This is a genomic window from Henriciella algicola, assembly GCF_003576245.1.
Taxonomy (GTDB): Bacteria; Pseudomonadota; Alphaproteobacteria; order Caulobacterales; family Hyphomonadaceae; genus Henriciella; species Henriciella algicola.
Map to the genome: position 1 here is coordinate 607685 of NZ_QWGA01000003.1, position 18276 is coordinate 625960.

Consider the following 18276-nt stretch of genomic DNA (forward strand, 5'->3'; position numbering starts at 1 on the left):
ATGGTTCATGCGGGCGGCCAGCCGGTTTCTTTTCAGGATGTCGTTACAAAAGGAGAGGCATCAGCCTTCCCGCCCGCTGAGAACTTTTCCCGGCCTCCGGACGAACGACGCGATGGCAGGTCTCCTGGCTCGCCGATCATCGCCTTTGGCCGCCTTCCCAGGTCAAGTGTCCCAGTGGCTTGGTTGGCCATCAGCTCCCGGCTGACAGTTGCGGGTACAGCACCGGATTTACACCGGCTTCCCTCTTAGCCCCCTGTTAGGGGAGCACCATCTGAGCGCTCTGATGTTGCAAGTGCGAACGCCTGTCAATAGGCTTGTTATCGCTTCTGACGCGGCGGCAACGCCTAGAAGTCGATGCCGCGCTGTGCCTTGATGCCGGCTTTGAACGGGTGCTTCACTTCGGTCATTTCGCTGACGAGATCAGCGTACTCGCAGAGTTCTGGTTTTGCGTCTCGGCCCGTCAGAATGACACTCGTGCGTGTCGAACGGCCCTTAAGGGTCTCGATAACCGCAGCGACATCGAGATAGTCATAGCGCAGCGCGATATTGATTTCGTCGAGTACGATGAGGTCATAAGCGCCGCTTTGCATCATGTCAGCGGCGCGTGCGAATGCCGCTTCGGCGGCCGCGATATCGCGATCCTTGTCTTGCGTATCCCAAGTGAAGCCTTCACCCATAGTGTGCCAGTCAACCTGGTCCTTGAAGCTCATGAAGAACTGTTTCTCGCCGGTAATCCATTTGCCTTTGATGAACTGGACAACACCGACTGTCTGCTTCCAGCCAAGAGCCCGGATGATCACCCCGAAGGCTGAGCTGGATTTGCCTTTGCCATTACCGGTGTGAACCAGCACGAGGCCTCGGCCCGGATCTCGGGCCTCGGAGGTTTTCTTTTGCTGCTCGGCCTGGAGCGCCTTCATCCTGTCGCTATGAGTCTGCTCGGTAGTCATGAGATGTCCTTTCAGTCGATCAGCGTAACAAAGGCGCCGAAGTCTATGCCGACGGCGTGGCTTTCGGCGGTCTCGTTGGCGGCGAGGGCTGCCTTGATGACGCCAGCATGCGTGACAATCAAGGTATGCCCGTCGGTGGTGCGATAATCGCGCAGCGCGTCCAGCACGCGGGCCCGCAACATGGCGACGCTCTCTCCGCCGTGTGGGCAAGAATGCAGAAAGTCCTCCGCCCAGGCATCGATTTCGACGCGCGGGATATCACTCCATGGCTGGCCTTCCCAACGACCGAAATCCATTTCACGCACGCGGATTTCTTCACTGACCGTCCGGTTTGTGTGCGCGGCAATGTAATCGGCCAGCCGCCGGCAGCGCGATAGCGGGCTGGTCACGATACGGTCGAAGTCGGGAAGCTCCTCAAGGATCGCACCGGCCTCTCGATCGAAACTTTCTGCCAGCTCGATATCGCTTACGCCGTAGCAGATGCCTGGCGCCACATTGAGGCGGGTATGGCGCAGCAGCGTCACAGCCATACGAGGAGACCAAGATAGAAACCGGTTTCGCTGACCTGCTGGACCGCGCCCAGCGTGTCACCCGTGTAACCGCCGAGCTTGGGCTCGAAGACCAGCCTCATGAGGACATGACCAGACATCAATCCTGCGAGACCGCAAAGCATCGCTGGGAAGGGTTGCAGCAGTGGCCAGAGGGAAATGACCAGCGCACCTGTCAGACAGGCAACGGAGAGTCCGGCAAGCGACAGGCCCGTCGCTACTGGCTTGCCCGTGCCTTCGTCGCGCACGTACCGGCTGGTCGCGATCACCAGTACAGCTGAAAGCCGCGACAAAGCTTGGCCGACGATAAGCACAATGGCTATCATACCAACGGACATGGCCGCCAAGGCCGCCGTCTTCAGCAACAGGATGACCACCAGCGCCGCCGTGCCATAAGTGCCAATCCGGCTATCTTTCATGATCGCGAGCGATTTCTCGCGGGTCAGCCCACCACCGATGCCATCAAACGTGTCAGCAAGGCCATCTTCGTGAAACGCGCCTGTCAGCAGAATTCCCGCGCCGAGCGCCAAAAGGACGCTAACGAAGACGGGAAGGCCAAGTGAAGCTAACCAGAAGACCCCGGAGCACACAGCGCCAACCAATGCCCCGACCAAGGGATAATATGCAGGCGTGCCCGCCATTCGCTCAGGCGTGTAACCCGGCTCGACCGGCAGGGGAATACGCGTCAGGAACTGGATAGCAAGGGCAAGTTTGGCAAATTCGTGCTTCATGCCGGGCCGCTGACGCCCGCGCTGTCGAAGCTCGCCATTTCACGCAACATCGCTGCCGCCGCTTTCACCAGCGGCCAGGCGAGCAGAGCGCCGGTGCCTTCGCCCAACCGCATATCGAGATCGAGCAGCGGATCGGCTCCCAGTGCATAGAGAACTCTTGAATGTCCGGCTTCGGCGGAGCGGTGGGCATAGATGAAGCTGCGCTCGCAGTCTGGTGCAATGTGGCGCGCGCATAGCGCTGCAGCGGTTGCAATGAAGCCATCCACGATAACGATCTTTCCGGTTTCGGCCGCCCCGATCATGGCGCCGGTCATGGTGACAATCTCGAAGCCTCCATATTCCATCAGCGCCGCGGCCGCCGAAAGTTTGTCTGGCGTACGCTCCGCCGCGTCCTCCAGCAGCGCCTTTTTCTTCCGCAAGCCTTCCCCGTCCAGACCTGTGCCCCGCCCAACAAGCGCTTCGACCGGAAGTCCCAGAATCTTTGCAGCAACAAGACTTGCCGACGACGTGTTCCCGATACCCATTTCGCCGAAACACGCAGCGTGGTGATCACCGGCGCCGCCAATTGCGTGGCCGTTGGCCAGCGCCTGGTCCCGTTCGGCGGCTGTCATTGCGGGCCCGGCTATCGCATTAGCCGTCCCCGCGTCTATCCGGCGCGACACGAGGGCGGGGTTCGCCATAAGCTCGCCCGCCACACCGCAATCGACCACCTGCACGTCGACATCCAGCGTGCGCGCGAACACATTTGCTGCACCCCCGCCGGCCAAAAAGTTAGCCACCATCTGCCGCGTAACGTCCTGCGGGAAGGCAGACACGCCGGCCACCGCCATCCCGTGATCGGCCGCGAAAATCGAGAGCTGGCAACGTGACATAACAGGCTGCAGCGAGTTCTGGACCGTAGCGATACGGGCGGCCAGCTTCTCCATGCGTCCAAGCGATCCGACGGGCTTCGTCTTGGTATCAATGGCGCGTTGCAGAGATGTCTGAAAGTCTTCATTGGGCATGGTCATGCCGCCGCTCTATCGTCCCGATGGGGGCAGAGCCAGAAAGTTTTTTTTCGTGAGGTCCCGTCCGCCGATTGGCCACTGTAGCAACGCAACTCGATCATCACTCGCCAGCATGTCCAGAAACATTACAGATCACGCTGACCTCCAGATGCGTTTTCACCCTCTGGGGTGAGGCGAAGAGAAGTAGGGACCGTCTATTCTTCCATCATTTGATGGAGGAAGTAGATGATGCCTTTTATCCGCCACTGGAAAGCGGTTGCGTCGGTGGTCGCCCTGCACGGTGTTGTCGAGCCGACTGCGATGGCCATGGAGCCAGCCAACCTGCCCGACCGCGGCAATCCTGAGTGGGTTGCGCAATGCGGTCAGGAAGGCGGCTACCAGGCTTGTGAGAACCTTGCCAATCAACACTTGAAGGGACTCGATGGCGTCCCAGTAAGCCGGACCTATACGGGCTACTATCTTCTCAAGGCCTGCCGCTATGGCAATCTGGAGATGTGCGAGTATGCAACCGGAATGGTTGTCGGCGATGACAACAAACCGGTCGACGAACCTGCCGCGCTCAGCGTTTTCAAAGAGGCGATGGCCGTACGCTGCATAAATGGTGACCCGGTCACCTGCATTGCAGGCGCGATTACGTTCAATGACGAAGATCACGCCGCCTATGACCCTGATTATGTTGGAAATTCTTACGCCATTGGATGTGAACGTGGCTCACCGTCAGCATGTTTCGCTCAAGGCCTGTGGTTCAGTCCGTACAGTCCGCAAGAAGGCGTTCAGGTGGATGCTGAGAAGTCTCTGATCGGGTACAGGCGCGCCTGCATCTCAGAGCCCGGTGACGATGCCTATTTTGACGCCGAGGACGTATCGTTCGGATGCTATATGTCCTACTATTTCCTCCGCGGCGGCGAAGGTGTTCCAGCGGAACCTGAGCAAGCTGAGCACGCGCTCTATCGCTCCTGCGAGATGGGGAATGCGAAGAACTGCGAGTTTGCTGCCTCAGCATTTCATCACGGCGTCAACAACGTCGAGAAGAACCCCGTTTCGGCCCGGACAATGGCCCAGAAAGGCTGCGAACTAGGCAATATGGGCGCCTGCGCCATTGAAGGTCAGCTTGCCTTTACCGACGAAAACTACGCGAAGAGTTTCGCCGCATATCAACAGGCGTGCGACGCCGAGCCGTCAGACGCCAACTGCCCCATGGCTGCCGTCGCGGCCTATCGAGGGTTTGGCGCGGAGAATGCCAAGACGACCGAATATGCGAGAGCTGCTTGCGACACCGGCGATGGCTGGGCTTGCTACACCTATGCCAGCAATACGTTCTGGCTGGATGGCGATAATCACAACCGGCACCTCTACGCAAAATCATGCTCACTCGGCTTTGCTGAAGGGTGTGCTTTTGTTGAGGAGCTTGATGCGCGGGCAGCCCGGAACGCTGAAATCGATCGCCGCAATGAGCAGATGATCGCTGACCTTCAACGCCCTGTGCAGCCTATTCAGCGGACGCCGACTCTAGGTGAACAGATCGAGGCGCTCGGCAACAGCTTCAAAGACTGGAAGCCCAGCTATTGCAGCAATAGCTCTATCACCTCTCGGGATGGTCTTTTCACGACGCGCCCGGAGTGTGCGGACTACTAGAACGCCACTCGATCACGCCGCGCCAAGACCAGTCCTGCCCTGGGGCAGGGCTGGCTGTTCGCTCAGGCAATGGAGGCCGACTGAGCAAGCCCCACAACAGAAAAGAAAAGTTCAAGGTGCGTGAAGACGCAACAGTTCGGCCACGATGGTATCTGGGTGCGTGTACAGCAACGTGTTCCCGGAATTTGCAATCACGGACAGGCTGACCTTCTCCGGATCGCATTTATCAAGCCGCGTCTGGACCCAGGCCGGATCGAGGATCTTCGCATCCTCGCCGAGCAACCAGGCCTGAGCGCCGCGATAGGCTTCGAAGTCCTGTTCCCAATCCGCCATCGCGGCATTGCCATCCCGGACCCAGATCTCGGCTGACTGCTCGGTGACGTGAAAAATGCCCTCAGCGGCGAGGCGAGAGATTTCAGCATTCTCAAGTGCAGCCATGTCAGGCGCCGAATTGCCGTAAAGCTCGCGCAGGAAGGCGTCGATACCCCGCACGCGGTAAGTTGCGAGGCCAAGTCGGGTCAGCATCTTTAGGAAGCTGGGCGAACGCCTGTTCGCGGCGGCCATCATTCTAGAACCGCTATCCATATAGCGGAGGCTTGCCTCGTCATGCACTGGAACGCCGCCATCGACGATCAACAGGCCCTCGCAAGCATCTCCGAGCTCTGTCGCAATACGGAAACCGTGGCTGGAGCCGCCCTGGTGCACAATAACCGGCAATGAGGAGACCTTAAGACGTGCCAGCAGATCAACGCAGTCGTTTACGACTGTCTGGTTATACTCTTTCCGCGTCAGACTGGGCTGGGAGTATCCAAAACCTGGCCGTGACGGGCAGATGAGGAAGAGGTCATTTTCATTGAGGCGCTGGATGAATGCTTCTGAGAAGAAAGGACCCTGGATAAGACCATGAATGAAGAGCGCCGGACGGGTCCCGCTCCCGACGCGGTACCAGGCAAGCTCTCGGCCATCGCGATCCTGACAGAACTGGAGCCCGTCTTTCGGGGTTTCCCAGCGTAGCGGCGCCGAGCTCTCGACGGCCGTGTCGGGCATCTCACGGAGCAGATAGGCGATGCTCGCTGCGATGTGGATGACATCGCTCATCCGCGCGCAACCGCTCTTCCTCAGGATCGACTTCGATTGCGATTTGATCGTCTCGAGCGAGCGCCCCCTCTCCTCTGCAATGTCACCCGGTGTCTGGTTATGAAGATACCCGGAAAGCACCGAGGTTTCTGTCGATGTCAGGCCGAAAGCCGCGCCGATCCGGGTCAGGAGACGCTCAGACCAGTCGATGTACGAAACACTGATACGCGCCAGACCGTCAGCATCTGCAGGCCGTTGAATGAGTGCCATACATGATCGTGTGTCATCGGCTTCGACCGTTGCCAGAAACACCTGATCGTCGACCTGATTGATGGGCGTCATCGACAGATAGCGGCGGATAAACCTCAGTGCCTCATGATCCAGCGGCAAGGCATCAAGTGTCATGGGAAACTCGCAATGAAACAGCCGCTCGGCCGCGCCATTACCCTTGACCGAACCTGAGGATGAAATGTTGAGGATGGCGTGAAAGCGCGTGGCTGTCGGACCTTCAGCCTGGACCAGCTTCTGGATCAATCTGTCGAGCCGGTTGGTGTGACGGTCCAGCGAGGGATCATCGTCCTCAACCATGGCGACATGATCTGCAATGACCGCTCCTGCCTCATCGCCGAAGAGATAGCGTTTGGCTTCGTTCAAAAAGCGGTCAAAAGCTTCTGGTTCTTCCGGCAACTCGTAAGCTGCATCCAGCACATCATGGAATGATCGATCCATCCGCTATAGATAGATGAATTCACATATCAGTCTAATACAAATCGCTCAGCAGTGCTCATATTGGCGCTTCCGGGCCCTTTCCTGGCACTCAGATTGTAAACTGGCTCAAGAGCATGAAAATCCATTGCGATACGAACGAAAACCGCCCGGATGTTCAATCCGGGCGGCAGCTGGGTGGTGGGGGGATGAGGGGTGGGTAGGCCCAACCCAGCGTGTTTGAAGCGCTAGAGCATTAGAAACGCGTGGATGCGTATCGGCGCACCCGTCGTTCCCGCCAGAGACGACGTAGGAAGGATGGGCTCTGCGCGAGCAGTGCCGGCGAACCGGCCTTTGCCGAAGCGTAGGCGGGAGGGGGCGACTGCAGGTTTCTCATTTTTTTCTCCGTTTGTAGATCCGCTCCGTGGCGGACGCCCTTGATTTGGGCCAAACTAGTCCATAGCTCAAAGTGAAATTATCTCTCGACTTCATAGGCAGAGGTTATGCATGCGTCCTACACTCAGACAGCTTCAGTATCTGGTTGCGATTGCTGACACCGGAAAGTTCGGTGAAGCGGCCAAGCGCACCAATGTTAGCCAACCCAGTCTCTCGGCGCAGGTCGCCGATATGGAAGCATATCTTGGGAACGTCTTGATAGAACGGGGGCGGCACGGCGCGTTTCTCACGCCTCTGGGGGAAGAAGCCGTCCGGCGCGCGCGGATGATCCTGCGCGATGTCGAGGATCTGAAAGCGGTGCTGGCATCAGAGAATGATGCGCTGACGGGGCGGATCAGGCTCGGCGTACTTCCGACCATTGGGCCCTATTTGCTGCCCGGCGTCACCCGCCATCTGCACGCCAAATATCCGGATTTTCGACTGAGCGTGCGTGAGGAACGCACGATCGACCTTGAGGAACACCTGCATGACGGCCGTTTCGATACCGTCATCTCGACAATTGAAGACCATGCAAACGCCGAGCACATGCCCCTTTTTGAGGAGGAGCTATGGATCTGCGCGGCGCCGGACGACCCGATCGCCCAGAGCTATGGCGACGTGAAACTGTCTGACCTTAGAGACAGACCACTCCTCACGCTCGGCTATGGCCATCGCTTTAACCTCAAGATCCAGTCGATTGCTGAAGCAGCCGGGGCCCACGTCAGCAGTGAGTATGAAGGCACCAGTCTGGATGCAATCCGGCAAATGGCTGAGATGGGGGCCGGGGTTGCCGTCCTTCCGAGCCTTTACGCGCTGACTGAAGCAAGACGCGATCCTGACCTCGTGGTCAGGAAAATCGATGACCCGCTGGCACGACGTGAAATCTCGTTGATCTGGCGCCAAACGTCGCCGCTTCGCGATCGGCTGGTCAGGCTGGCGGAAGAGTTGAAAACAGCGGCCGTGTCCGTCCTGGTCGGCCGGCGCTGAGGCCTAACATAGCATCAAGCTATGCCTTCGCCTGTTTTATTCGATTTTTCAGAACAATGCTGCCTGCATAGGTTTCTTTCGCAGAAGGAGACTGATCATGAGCTTTGCAAGAAAGCAGATAGCCCCCGCACGCGCAGTGAGGCTTGCTTACATTGCGGCGGAAAATGCCGACACGATAGAAACTGGCAACTCGAGCATCCTGAGCTCAGGTGATGAATTTTGGATGGTGGCGGAGTGGTCAAGAAGCGGAGAAAGTCTCGCTTTTCATGCTGAGTCCCTGATCAGCTGGGCGCCTGTAGAGATACTGGAACGCCCTACTCCCATCATAGATGAGACGGACCAGGCCAAGTGGCTTTGCAAATTCCGCTATTTCGGGCCAGTCAGGGATCGTGCGCGCCTTATCGAGAATGTGAAGACTGTTCTCGACTCCCTTGCCAGGTGGCAGGCCGTTCCAGCCCATAGCCTCTAGCTATCGAAACCATAACTTATTTGAAATTGTGCTTATAAATTGCCCCGTTACTTACGCTGCCGAGCTGGTTTGCCAGCAAGCGTAGACGCCGCGCGAAGTGCGGCTTTCTGACGAAAGCAAGAAAAGGCCGCAGCAATGCTCGATCTGGCGCTCGCCACCCTTCTGTCCCCTGTTGTCCTGTTTTTTGTTCTGGGCTTGATCGCGGCATTGCTTCGCTCATCAATGAGCATTCCAGAAGCTTTCGCCAAAGGCCTGGCTATCTACCTCATGATGGCGATTGGCCTGAAGGGCGGCATTGCGATGTCGGAAAGTCCGGTCACTCTGGCGATGATCGGCGTATTTGCGATAGCAATCGCGCTTTCCTTTTCGCTGCCAGCAATCGCCTATGGCGCCCTGCGCGTGACAAGCAAGCTCAGCCGGACGGACGCCGCCGCAACGGCCGCGCATTATGGCTCGATCTCAATCGTGACATTCGTTGCGGCAACGCAGCTTCTGGCGTCCGCCAATATTGAGAGCTCCGGCTACATGGTGGCCGTAGCTGCCGTGATGGAAGCACCCGCAATCATCACGGCGCTCTTTCTAGCATCGCGCGGCAAACAGAAATCTGAACCTGTCGCAGGTTCCGAAAGCGGCGAGCTATTCCGAGAGGTTCTTCTGAATGCGTCCGTCGTCGTCCTCGTAGGTGCACTCATCATCGGCGCCCTTATTGGAACGGATGGCGCCGCACAGATCTCTCCGTTCTTTGTTGACCCGTTCCAGGGCGTATTGTGCCTGTTCCTTCTCGATATGGGCTTATCGGCCGGGCGCGGCCTGCGGCATGGCTGGCGGCAACTGGATGGCGCAGCGCTAGGCTTCGGCATCTACATGCCGCTCATATCTGCATCACTCGCAGCCGTTGCATCGATCCTTCTCGGTCTCGATACGGGCGACATGACCTTGCTCATGGTCCTGTCTGCATCGGCGTCCTACATCGCCGTCCCTGCCGCCATGCGTCTCGCGCTGCCCGAGGCAAAACCCAGCGTCTACCTAACCCTGTCGCTCGGTATTACTTTCCCATTCAACATCGCCGTCGGGATACCTTTGTACCTGACAGTGGCACAGTGGCTCCAAGGAGGCGCGTAGATCATGCACGCAATGAAACGGCTGGAACTCATCATCGAGCGCATGGCCATGAAGCGCGCTGGCCGCATTCTCGAAAGTGCCGGCGTGAAGGGCTACACGGTCGTTCCCGCACTTGCGGGCTTCGGCCAGGGAACTTACTGGCAGCGCGACCGAGACATGTCGGCAAGCCAGGACATGGTGGTCATGATTGCGATCAGTCGCGAGGCCGTGATGCAAGCCGCACTAGACGAGCTACAGAAGCTTCTTGGCGCACATATCGGCGTCCTCAGTGTCAGCGACGTGAACGTCCTCAGGCCAGATCGTTTCTAGGGTCCTACGCCTGATACCAGGGTCTATCGATGAGCCCCACGAATGATAGCTTATTACTATCCATGTGACAGAAAAGTTGGATTGGAAGTTATCGATCAGTTTCGCCAAATTTATCTGCGAAACAGAAGGATAACCGAAATGAACTGGCTAATGGAGATGTTTTCGGAATTCTCCGACAAAGTCATGGGTGAGAACGAACCTTTCGAGGAAAGACGGAAGTCGCATCGTCAGGAAGGCCGCAAGTTTGCGCATCCACCTGAACCTCCACCGCATTACGCGAAGAAAAACAAGAAGCAGCGGGCCGCCGACAGGTTTGCCGACTTCGACTGGTAATCTCTCTCCAGCACACTGAACCCTCAATCAAAGCCAGGCTGCCAAGCGCATCCTGGCTAACTTGCCCTATTGGAAGGACTTTTTGACATGTCCCTGATTGCCGCGAGGATACAGAACTTCCTCAAACTTGAATCATCCGCCGGAATATTACTCATGATCGCCGCCCTGATGGCGTTGATTGCCAGCAACTCCATGCTGAGCGGACTTTATGGCGGTTTCCTCACGACGCCCGTTGTCGTTCAGGTTGGCGCCTTGGAAATCGCAAAACCACTCCTGCTATGGATCAATGACGGTCTGATGGCCGTGTTCTTTTTCCTGATTGGTCTGGAGATCAAGAGAGAGATCCTGGAAGGCGAGCTTTCGTCGTTTGACAAGGCGGCTCTTCCGCTCATAGCGGCGATTGGCGGCATGGCCGGGCCAGCGCTCGTCTATGTGCTCATCAACTGGTCGACACCGGAAATAATGAACGGCTGGGCTATTCCAGCGGCCACCGACATTGCTTTTGCCCTTGGTGTGCTGATGCTCCTTGGCCGGTCCGTACCGACCTCGCTCAAAGTGTTTTTGCTAGCCATCGCCATCATCGATGATCTCGGCGCAATCACAGTGATCGCCCTCTTTTACACGTCTGACTTGTCGACAACGGCGCTTGGTCTGGCTGCATTGGGCCTCGCCTCACTCATTGTCCTGAACCGGTCCGGTGTGAAGACGATCACACCCTATGCGCTGATCGGCCTTTTCATCTGGGTATGCGTCCTGAAATCGGGTGTCCATGCAACGCTTGCCGGCGTTCTGACGGCGCTCGCCATTCCGATCCATGGCAAGACGAAGGAGGCCCAGTCACCGCTGCACAAGCTTGAGCATGGCCTGCACCCGTGGATCGCATTAGGCGTATTGCCGATCTTCGCCTTCGCGAATGCCGGCGTGTCGCTCACTGGGCTTTCGCTGGAGGATCTTGCTGAGCCTATTACGCTTGGTGTGGCCGCAGGCCTCTTCATCGGCAAACAGATCGGCGTGTTTGGCGCGACCTTTCTTGCCGTCAAAGCGGGGATCGCGCGTCGGCCGGAAGGCACGAACTGGGCGCACATTTATGGCGTCGCATGCCTCACCGGTATTGGCTTCACGATGAGCCTCTTCATCGGCATGCTGGCCTTCGACGCGAGAGACAGCCTCGACCAGGTCCGCATCGGCGTGCTGGCAGGCTCCTTACTCTCTGCGATCGCTGGCGTCGTTGCTCTCAAGCTGGCTGCGCGAATGACCGTTCAATCAGGCGCAACCTCCGCGACGCAAGCGGACGGGGCAAAAGCGCTCGCCTGAAACGGGACGCTCGACGACCACTAAAGACCTGCCAGCCTTTGCTGAAGCGCTATCCGCAAAGCGAAACCGCCCGGGACAACCCGGGCGGTTTTTTTATTGCGAGCAGCTAACGCTTTCACTGCTTCATCTGGGACACTGAGTCCTCAGAATTCGCGGCCGATGAAGACCTTGAACATGGCGTCATCGCTCGCATCCGTCAGACCGGCGCGAATTGCCGACTGAAGGAAAACGCCGTTCGACCAATCAAGCTTGAGAACTGGCCCGATCTGATGGGCCTGCTCATCGAGACCTCCGATGTCGCGGCTGTTGCCCCATTCACTGAAAACTTCCACGCCGAAGCGCGCTCCGGCGGCACCGAGCAAGCTTGTGTCCACCCCGCGTGTGAGCTGTGCCCGCGTTTCGATCTCAACGCCACCTTCGCTTCCCGAGCCCGTTTCAACTTCGCCAATGGCATTGGCGCGCCACTCCCAGTCGCCCGCGAACTTGTCAGTTATGGTCAGCCTGACTTCAGCTTCGTCAGGGCCGCCGCCATCGGCAAAGCCATAGGCGAACCGAAGACCGCCATTGAACCCTTCGCCTGAGCGCGCTTCTTCGCTCCACTGGAACCAGTTCTCGACCGTAAAAGCGCTGAAGTCCCAGTCCTCGTCATCCGGACGCGAAAAGGAACTGATAAGGCGAAGCTGGTACCAGCCCGTTGCCGCATAATCGTAATGCACGCGCGCGCCAGCATCACCATCATCATTGATCCCGAAGCGGGTCTCAATGGACTGCTCACCGTCGGATATGCCAGCAGAGCCAACATTACCGGTAAGGGACTGAGCTTCGGCAGCTTGCGATATGAGGAATGCGCCAACAGCAAGCATGGAGGGCGCGAATAGAAGGTTGAACTTCGACATTTCAGATTTTGACCTCAACAAAAAAGGCGCGCCAGTGTGCGAGTGAGGGGAACACTCTGGCGCGCCGAGTTCTCAGGGATGAAAGGTGCTAATTATTCTGGAGCATATGGCAGTGAGGAATGGTGAAGAACGATCTTCAGATCGCCCTCATTGTCGCGCACATAGCCGAAGCTGTACTCAACTTTCACTTCCTCACCGCTGGTACGGGTGAAGTAGTAGTTGCCCATGGCCATCGCGCTGTCGGAGTCGACGAAGGTTGCCTCATTCTCCCAGCGCACATCGGTGTAAGGGGCGATCGCAAATCCATTGTCCTCGTCGATAGAGCCACCAACGAAGTAGGACAGTGCACCATCAAAGTCGCCGCGGAACTGTTCCTCGGCCGCGAGGGTCGGCTTGAAGAGGACCGGGTGCGAGCCGTAGGCATAAAAACGCTCAATGTGCGCTTCAGCGGCTTCGGTGTAGTCGTCGCCCTCCGAGAAAGCTTTGCCGATGGTAACGATACCCTCGCCCCAGGCCTGTTGCGCTTCGGCAACGTCAGCCTTCGTAATCGGTGCGGCAGAAGCCGTTGAAGCGCTCGAGCTGATTGCCTGGGTCTGAGCGCAAGCAGGGAAGGCAATTGCCAGCGGAGCTGCGATAAGCGCGGTCTTCGGGATTGATTTAATCATGGTCATTACTCGCCTTTTGTTTCTGACGGCGCACGGCCCATGCCGTTGCTGCCGATCTCTGGCGGGCTTCATTGCCCGTGGCGAAGAAATGGCTTTTTGGACCTTCGTTGAATTCGGCTAGGTAGCAGGTCTCGCGGCCTAGGCCGAATGGCCTATGCGTTTGCGCCAGGCCGACCTAGATTACCCGGGTGTCCAAGCAGACTTCATCTTTCTCCGGCCAACCTGAAACAGTTGCCGAAATGCGAGACCTATACAGGTCAGCCGAGGCTCGGGCCGCCCGTCTGCGACTGTTGGTCGAAGCGAGCAGGGACCTGTCAGCGGCAGAGGCCAGTACGCTGTCGGATACGCTTCAGCAAAGCGCGATGCGCGCCGCTCATTTCGCAGGCAGCCGTGAAGGTAAAGTGTCGGATGACCTTGACGCAGGGGGCATTGCCCTCATTGCACCGGGCACTACAGATGAGAGGGTCGGCACGCTTTGTCTGTCAGAGCTCGAGAGCCTTGATGCGCTCGCCGACGAAGAAGACCGCCAGGCCCTTGCTCTTTTATGTCAGTTGATGGCGTCCGCGATCCAACGCGTTGCCAAGCAGCAGGAGAATGACGTTCTGCTGGACGCTGTACAGGAGCGAGAGAGACGTCTGGAGCATGTGATCGGCAATCTGTTCAATGCGCAGGAAGAGGAACGTCGCCGGGTGTCGAGAGACCTGCATGACGGTGTCGCGCAGACGGCAGGCGCCCTGTTTCGCCGCCTCGAGGCCGTTCCAACCAGTGAAGCAATTTCTCCCGATGATCGCTCTCAACTGATTTCAATGTCGCAGGGTCTCATACGCGAACTTCGTGCCGTGATCGCAGGACTAAGGCCGACTGCGCTAGACGATCTTGGTCTGGCCTCCGCGTTAAAGGTGATGAGTGACCAGATGAGAGGTGAGGGCTTCGACATTTCCGTCGAGACCAGTTCTGACCATGATTGGCCGACCGGCCTCACAACGGCCTATTATCGGATCGCCCAAGAAGCCTTGATGAATGTCCGCAAGCATGCTGGCGGTGCGTGCCGGGTAGATATCACACTGAAGTCGGATCCCGCTGACGGACGCTGGACCATGACCGTCCGCGATTATGGCATAGGCCTGAAAAAGGGCGAAGCGCCCTCCAACCTCCCCGGCGAGCGTGTCGGCATAGAGATGATGAAAGAGAGAATGCTGGCGATTGGCGGAACGCTTGATGTCGCCGAGATGGCCGGCGGCGGCGTTCGCGTCCGCGCCGAAATCGAGGGCATTCGATGAGCGCTCCAATTCGGCTTCTTATTGTCGACGATCATGAATTGGCGCGCGAAGGGCTGAAATCGGCTTTCATCCGCGGCGGAATGGACGTGGTCGCAGCGGCGAAAGACGGGCCAGAAGCGCTAGACATGATTAACGAGCATGGGCCTGACCTGGTCGTTCTCGATATCAGGCTCGGCGAGGGCATGGACGGGCTTGGCGTTGCAAGGGAGGTATCCAAACTGCCGAATGCACCTCGGATCATGATGCTGACCCTGCACGACGATCCGGACTATGTGCGCGCCGCACTGGACGCTGGCGCGACCGGATACGTTCTCAAGGATGCCTCACTGGATGAACTTTGCGAAGCAGCGAGGCAGGTCATGGCGGGCGGCACCGCGATCCCCGCAGCGCTATTATCCTCGCTTCTCGCCAGACCTGATCGGCGTCGTGATGATGATGAAGCGGCGCTGGAGCGACTGACGCCCCGAGAAAGCGCTGTGCTGGACCTTGTCGCAGAAGGAATGACGAACAAGACGATTGCGCGGGAACTTTCGATAAGTCCCGCCACCGTCAAGGCGCATGTGGAACGCCTCATCGCCAAGCTAGGCGTGGCCGATCGCACCCAGGCAGCGGTTCTTGCAACACGCTGGCGCGAAAGGCAGGGCTGAACGATGTCTAAAGGGCCTGCACGCAAGTCGGGAATCGGTTGCTACTGGGCCGACCTTTCCCTTCCTTTCAAGGGTCTCGTCCTCGTCGCCCTGCCGCTCGTCATTCTCATCGGATCGCTCGGCAGCCTCTATATTGCGAGCGATGCGGAAGCACGGGCCGAGGATGATGTCCGACGGGCGTTCGCCATTCAGCGCGACATCTATCAAGTACATGCCCTGCTCGCTGAAGCCGCAAGTGGCGTGCGTGGCTATCTTCTTACAGATCAGAACCGGTTTCTTGAGCCATTCTACAAGGCTGAACGCGAATTACCTCTGACGCTGGCGAGGCTGGATGACGCGATCGAAGATGAAGGCGTGCGGCTGGAGTTCGAGCGATTTCTGGAGATAACCGAAAGAAAACAGTCTGGCCTCGACGCCCTGATCGCCTTGGCCCGCAGCGAGGGTGAACGTCCAGCGCGGTCCGACGCCGTACTTTCAGCGCTGATCGCGAACAAGGCCGTTCTGGATGAGCTGCGCAGCCAGATCGAAGAAATTCAGCGCCAGGAAGGCATTCTGCTCGACGCCAGACGCGCGCGGGTCGATACCGTTCGCGCCCGCTTTCTCGCCCTGACCGCCATCAGCGCTGTGGTCGGCCTTCTGGGCAGCTTGGCCGCGGTCTTCCTCTTTTCCACTGGCGTCGTGCGCCGCATCCGGATGCTTCAGGCGAATGCGGAGAAGCTGCAAGCTGGCGACCCGCTGAATCCGTTTCCCGATGAGCGCGATGAGATTGGCAGGCTGGCCAAGAAAGTCGACCGTGCAAGCGAGCTATTGCGGGCGCGTGAGCGCGATCTCCGCGAAGGTGAAGAGCGCTTCCGGTTGGTCGTGGAAGGCGTGCGCGATTACGGGATTTTCGCACTCGACCCGGACGGCAATGTGACCAGCTGGAACACGGGCGCAGAGCGTATCAAGGGCTGGCGCGCCGAGGAGATACTGGGCAGGTTCTTCGGCACCTTCTATCCCGAAGAAACGCGCGATTACCTTCCAAGGGAAATCCTCGAACGGGCGCGGCGCGATGGAACGACAGAGGATGAAGGCTGGCGCATGCGCAAGGATGGCACGCGCTTCTGGGCCAACGTCGTCGTGACTGCGCTTCGCGACGAAACCGGCAGGCTTCGAGGGTTTGCAAAGGTCACGCGCGACATGACAGAGCGCAAGCGCGCCGAAGAGTTTCTGAAACTGGCGCGCGAGCAAGCCGTCGCCGCGAGCGTTGCCAAAAGCGAATTTCTATCTCGCACCAGCCACGAGCTTCGCACGCCAATGAGCGCAATTCTCGGCTTCGCACAGGTGTTGGAACTTGACCGGGAGGAACTCTCTGAGACGCACCAGACGTCTGTCGATCAGATTCTGAAGGCTGGACGCCACCTTCTTTCACTCATCAATGATCTGCTCGACATCTCCAGTATCGAAGCGGGCGGCGCTGAACTGAAGGAAGAAGCACTCAGCATTAATGACGTTCTCGCTGAAGCCTATGATCTATCAGGTCCGATCCTGCGGACAGCAAACCTCGATTATGACCTGTCTCTCCTGCCGGAGGACGCGCTGATTATGGGAGACCGCCGCCGCATCATTCAGGTGATCCTGAATCTTGTCTCAAATGCCGCGAAATATAATCGCGAGGGCACCTCTGTTCGGATTACCGCCGAGCGGGTTGAAAACGCGGTGCGCGTCCATGTTCTCGATGATGGTACGGGCGTAAAAGACGCCGATATCTCTCGCCTGTTCACGCCATTTGACCGCCTGGGTCGACAAAAGATCAAGGGCGTCGAGGGGACCGGTCTTGGGCTCGCGCTTTCAAAGCGGTTAGTCGAGTCGATGGGCGGCGAAATCGGATACACTCATCGCACCGACATTCCGAAAGGTGCCGATTTCTGGTTCACACTAGGATTGGCCCGCGCTGAAGCAGCACCTCGCAAAGTCCCGTCAGCCGAGACGTCTGAAGAGCAACCATGACCTCCATCGCCGTCCCCTATGAGGAAATCCTGCAACGCCGGATCCTCGTCATCGATGATGAAGAAGCAAACCTCCTGCTTCTGGAAACTCTGCTGAAGCGAGAGGGATACTCCCACATCCACTGCCTGTCTGACCCCTCACAGGCCATCGAGAAACTCGTTGAGGTCGATCCGCACATCATACTTCTGGACCTGATGATGCCAGACATCGATGGTTATCAGCTCCTCGATTCCTTCCGGCGGCAGAGCCGTCCAGATGAATTCCGGCCCGTGCTCGTGCTAACGGCTGACACGACTCTGCAAGCCCGCCGCCGCGCCCTTTCGCTTGGCGCTAAGGATTTCGTGTCCAAGCCATTCGATGTAATCGAGATTGCTCTGCGCATCTCCAATCTGCTGGAGACGCAGATCCTGTATGAGCGCGTTCAAGGCCAGCCAAGCGACGCCTCAGGCTGAGGCATCACTACAGAGTTAGAGCGTTTCCGGCGCGCGCTCGCTCGCTTTTGGGCCGGCTTTGGAAAGCTTGGCTTGATAGGCCTCAATTCTCTCCTGTAGCAGGTTGAGGCCTTGCGCGGTCGCTGATCCCTTCAGGCATAGCGCATAGCCAATGCCCACAGTCGCCGTCAGCGCCGAGGTCGGTAGCCCTCCCATCGCCCACGAAAGAAGCGCGCCGCCCGTGACGTGCGCCATGGACTGCATGATCAGCTCTGCCGGAATATCTTCCGCCAGATAGCCATCACGAACGGCGTTGCTGACAAGGCCGAGCCAGATCGCGCGCGTCTGGGCGAGCCGCTCTGGTGTCGCGAGTCCGGTATCATCCTGCCCCGATGTCGACAGCAGCGCGCGCCAGAGCGTGCGATAGAATTCCGGGTCGCTTGTATAATAGCTGAAAGCAAGGTCGTGGGCGCCGAAGATGCGGTCGACGCTGTTGCCGCTATCGAGCTTACGGAAACGCTCAGCGAAATCGCGCTCATCCTCAAGGACGGCCAGCACGACAGCGCGCTTAGACCCGAACAGATTATAGGGCGTCGACAGGCTGACACCTGCACGTTGGGCCAGCGTCCGCATGGAGAGGTCGGTTTCGCCTGTCTCGCGGATGAGGTCGCGCGCCGCACGCACAATATCAGTACGCCGCCGCGCCTTGGCCTGCTCGCGCTTGCCCAAGTCTTCCACGGTTTGAAGCC

General features: G+C 58.4%; 19 protein-coding genes and 1 riboswitch. Of the genes, 11 read left to right on the forward strand and 8 right to left on the reverse strand.

Annotated elements, in window-relative coordinates:
* Positions 1-97: 97 nt before the first annotated feature.
* A riboswitch (cobalamin riboswitch) is annotated at positions 98-287 on the reverse strand.
* Between the two features lie 57 nt (positions 288-344).
* From cobO to cobT, 4 genes are read right to left on the reverse strand one after another with little or no spacing between them, the layout of a single operon-like run.
* Positions 345-947 (reverse strand): cob(I)yrinic acid a,c-diamide adenosyltransferase, encoded by a 603-nt coding sequence (gene cobO / locus D1222_RS03460; protein ID WP_119452826.1) that lies wholly within the window; start codon positions 945-947, stop codon positions 345-347.
* A gap of 11 nt (positions 948-958) precedes the next feature.
* Positions 959-1477, reverse strand: a complete 519-nt coding sequence (gene cobC, locus D1222_RS03465) for an alpha-ribazole phosphatase (protein WP_119452827.1) — start codon at positions 1475-1477, stop codon at positions 959-961.
* Positions 1468-2226 (reverse strand): adenosylcobinamide-GDP ribazoletransferase, encoded by a 759-nt coding sequence (cobS, locus tag D1222_RS03470; RefSeq protein WP_119452828.1) that lies wholly within the window; start codon positions 2224-2226, stop codon positions 1468-1470. Before cobS ends, cobC begins: the two co-directional genes overlap by 10 nt.
* Positions 2223-3236, reverse strand: coding sequence for a nicotinate-nucleotide--dimethylbenzimidazole phosphoribosyltransferase (gene cobT, locus D1222_RS03475; RefSeq protein WP_233348492.1), 1014 nt, complete (start codon positions 3234-3236; stop codon positions 2223-2225). The genes cobS and cobT overlap by 4 nt, the downstream gene beginning before the upstream one ends.
* A gap of 222 nt (positions 3237-3458) precedes the next feature.
* On the opposite strand from cobT, the gene D1222_RS03480 reads away from it, so the two are divergent.
* Positions 3459-4868, forward strand: a complete 1410-nt coding sequence (locus D1222_RS03480; protein ID WP_119452829.1) for a tetratricopeptide repeat protein — start codon at positions 3459-3461, stop codon at positions 4866-4868.
* 111 nt (positions 4869-4979) lie between these two features.
* On the opposite strand, the gene D1222_RS03485 is transcribed toward D1222_RS03480, so the two are convergent.
* On the reverse strand, positions 4980-6674 hold the full coding sequence (locus D1222_RS03485) for an alpha/beta hydrolase (protein ID WP_119452830.1): 1695 nt from the start codon (positions 6672-6674) through the stop codon (positions 4980-4982).
* Between the two features lie 483 nt (positions 6675-7157).
* Here D1222_RS03485 and D1222_RS03490 point away from each other — a divergent pair, with 483 nt between their 5' ends.
* From D1222_RS03490 to nhaA, 6 genes are all read left to right on the forward strand, one after another.
* The gene (locus tag D1222_RS03490; RefSeq protein WP_119452831.1) at positions 7158-8072 is read left to right on the forward strand and encodes a hydrogen peroxide-inducible genes activator; all 915 of its coding nucleotides are present in this window, start codon (positions 7158-7160) and stop codon (positions 8070-8072) included.
* Between the two features lie 97 nt (positions 8073-8169).
* The gene (locus tag D1222_RS03495) at positions 8170-8541 is read left to right on the forward strand and encodes a hypothetical protein (RefSeq protein ID WP_119452832.1); all 372 of its coding nucleotides are present in this window, start codon (positions 8170-8172) and stop codon (positions 8539-8541) included.
* Positions 8542-8676: 135 nt separating this feature from the next.
* Positions 8677-9663, forward strand: coding sequence for a sodium-dependent bicarbonate transport family permease (locus tag D1222_RS03500; protein WP_119452833.1), 987 nt, complete (start codon positions 8677-8679; stop codon positions 9661-9663).
* A 3-nt stretch (positions 9664-9666) separates the two neighbouring features.
* A complete protein-coding gene (locus D1222_RS03505; RefSeq protein WP_119452834.1) occupies positions 9667-9972 on the forward strand; it encodes a DUF190 domain-containing protein in 306 nt (101 codons plus the stop codon).
* Between the two features lie 138 nt (positions 9973-10110).
* Positions 10111-10305 carry a hypothetical protein gene (locus tag D1222_RS03510; protein WP_147371808.1) on the forward strand — a complete coding sequence of 65 codons (195 nt, stop codon included), beginning with the start codon at positions 10111-10113 and terminating at the stop codon, positions 10303-10305.
* 87 nt (positions 10306-10392) lie between these two features.
* Positions 10393-11619 (forward strand): Na+/H+ antiporter NhaA, encoded by a 1227-nt coding sequence (gene nhaA / locus D1222_RS03515; protein WP_119452836.1) that lies wholly within the window; start codon positions 10393-10395, stop codon positions 11617-11619.
* A gap of 143 nt (positions 11620-11762) precedes the next feature.
* Here nhaA and D1222_RS03520 read toward each other — a convergent pair whose 3' ends face one another.
* The gene (locus tag D1222_RS03520; protein WP_119452837.1) at positions 11763-12515 is read right to left on the reverse strand and encodes a hypothetical protein; all 753 of its coding nucleotides are present in this window, start codon (positions 12513-12515) and stop codon (positions 11763-11765) included.
* Between the two features lie 92 nt (positions 12516-12607).
* The gene (locus D1222_RS03525; RefSeq protein WP_233348494.1) at positions 12608-13186 is read right to left on the reverse strand and encodes a phosphoribosyl-AMP cyclohydrolase; all 579 of its coding nucleotides are present in this window, start codon (positions 13184-13186) and stop codon (positions 12608-12610) included.
* Positions 13187-13419: 233 nt separating this feature from the next.
* On the opposite strand from D1222_RS03525, the gene D1222_RS03530 reads away from it, so the two are divergent.
* From D1222_RS03530 to D1222_RS03545, 4 genes are read left to right on the forward strand one after another with little or no spacing between them, the layout of a single operon-like run.
* Positions 13420-14460, forward strand: a complete 1041-nt coding sequence (locus D1222_RS03530; RefSeq protein WP_119452838.1) for a sensor histidine kinase — start codon at positions 13420-13422, stop codon at positions 14458-14460.
* Positions 14457-15107: a response regulator gene (locus D1222_RS03535; protein WP_119452839.1), complete on the forward strand. Its 651-nt coding sequence runs from the start codon at positions 14457-14459 to the stop codon at positions 15105-15107. The genes D1222_RS03530 and D1222_RS03535 overlap by 4 nt, the downstream gene beginning before the upstream one ends.
* Before the next feature lie 3 nt (positions 15108-15110).
* On the forward strand, positions 15111-17096 hold the full coding sequence (locus D1222_RS03540; protein ID WP_119452840.1) for a sensor histidine kinase: 1986 nt from the start codon (positions 15111-15113) through the stop codon (positions 17094-17096).
* Positions 17093-17548, forward strand: a complete 456-nt coding sequence (locus D1222_RS03545; protein ID WP_119452841.1) for a response regulator — start codon at positions 17093-17095, stop codon at positions 17546-17548. The genes D1222_RS03540 and D1222_RS03545 overlap by 4 nt, the downstream gene beginning before the upstream one ends.
* A 15-nt stretch (positions 17549-17563) precedes the next feature.
* On the opposite strand, the gene D1222_RS03550 is transcribed toward D1222_RS03545, so the two are convergent.
* A complete protein-coding gene (locus D1222_RS03550) occupies positions 17564-18265 on the reverse strand; it encodes a TetR/AcrR family transcriptional regulator (protein WP_119453708.1) in 702 nt (233 codons plus the stop codon).
* Positions 18266-18276 lie beyond the last annotated feature (11 nt).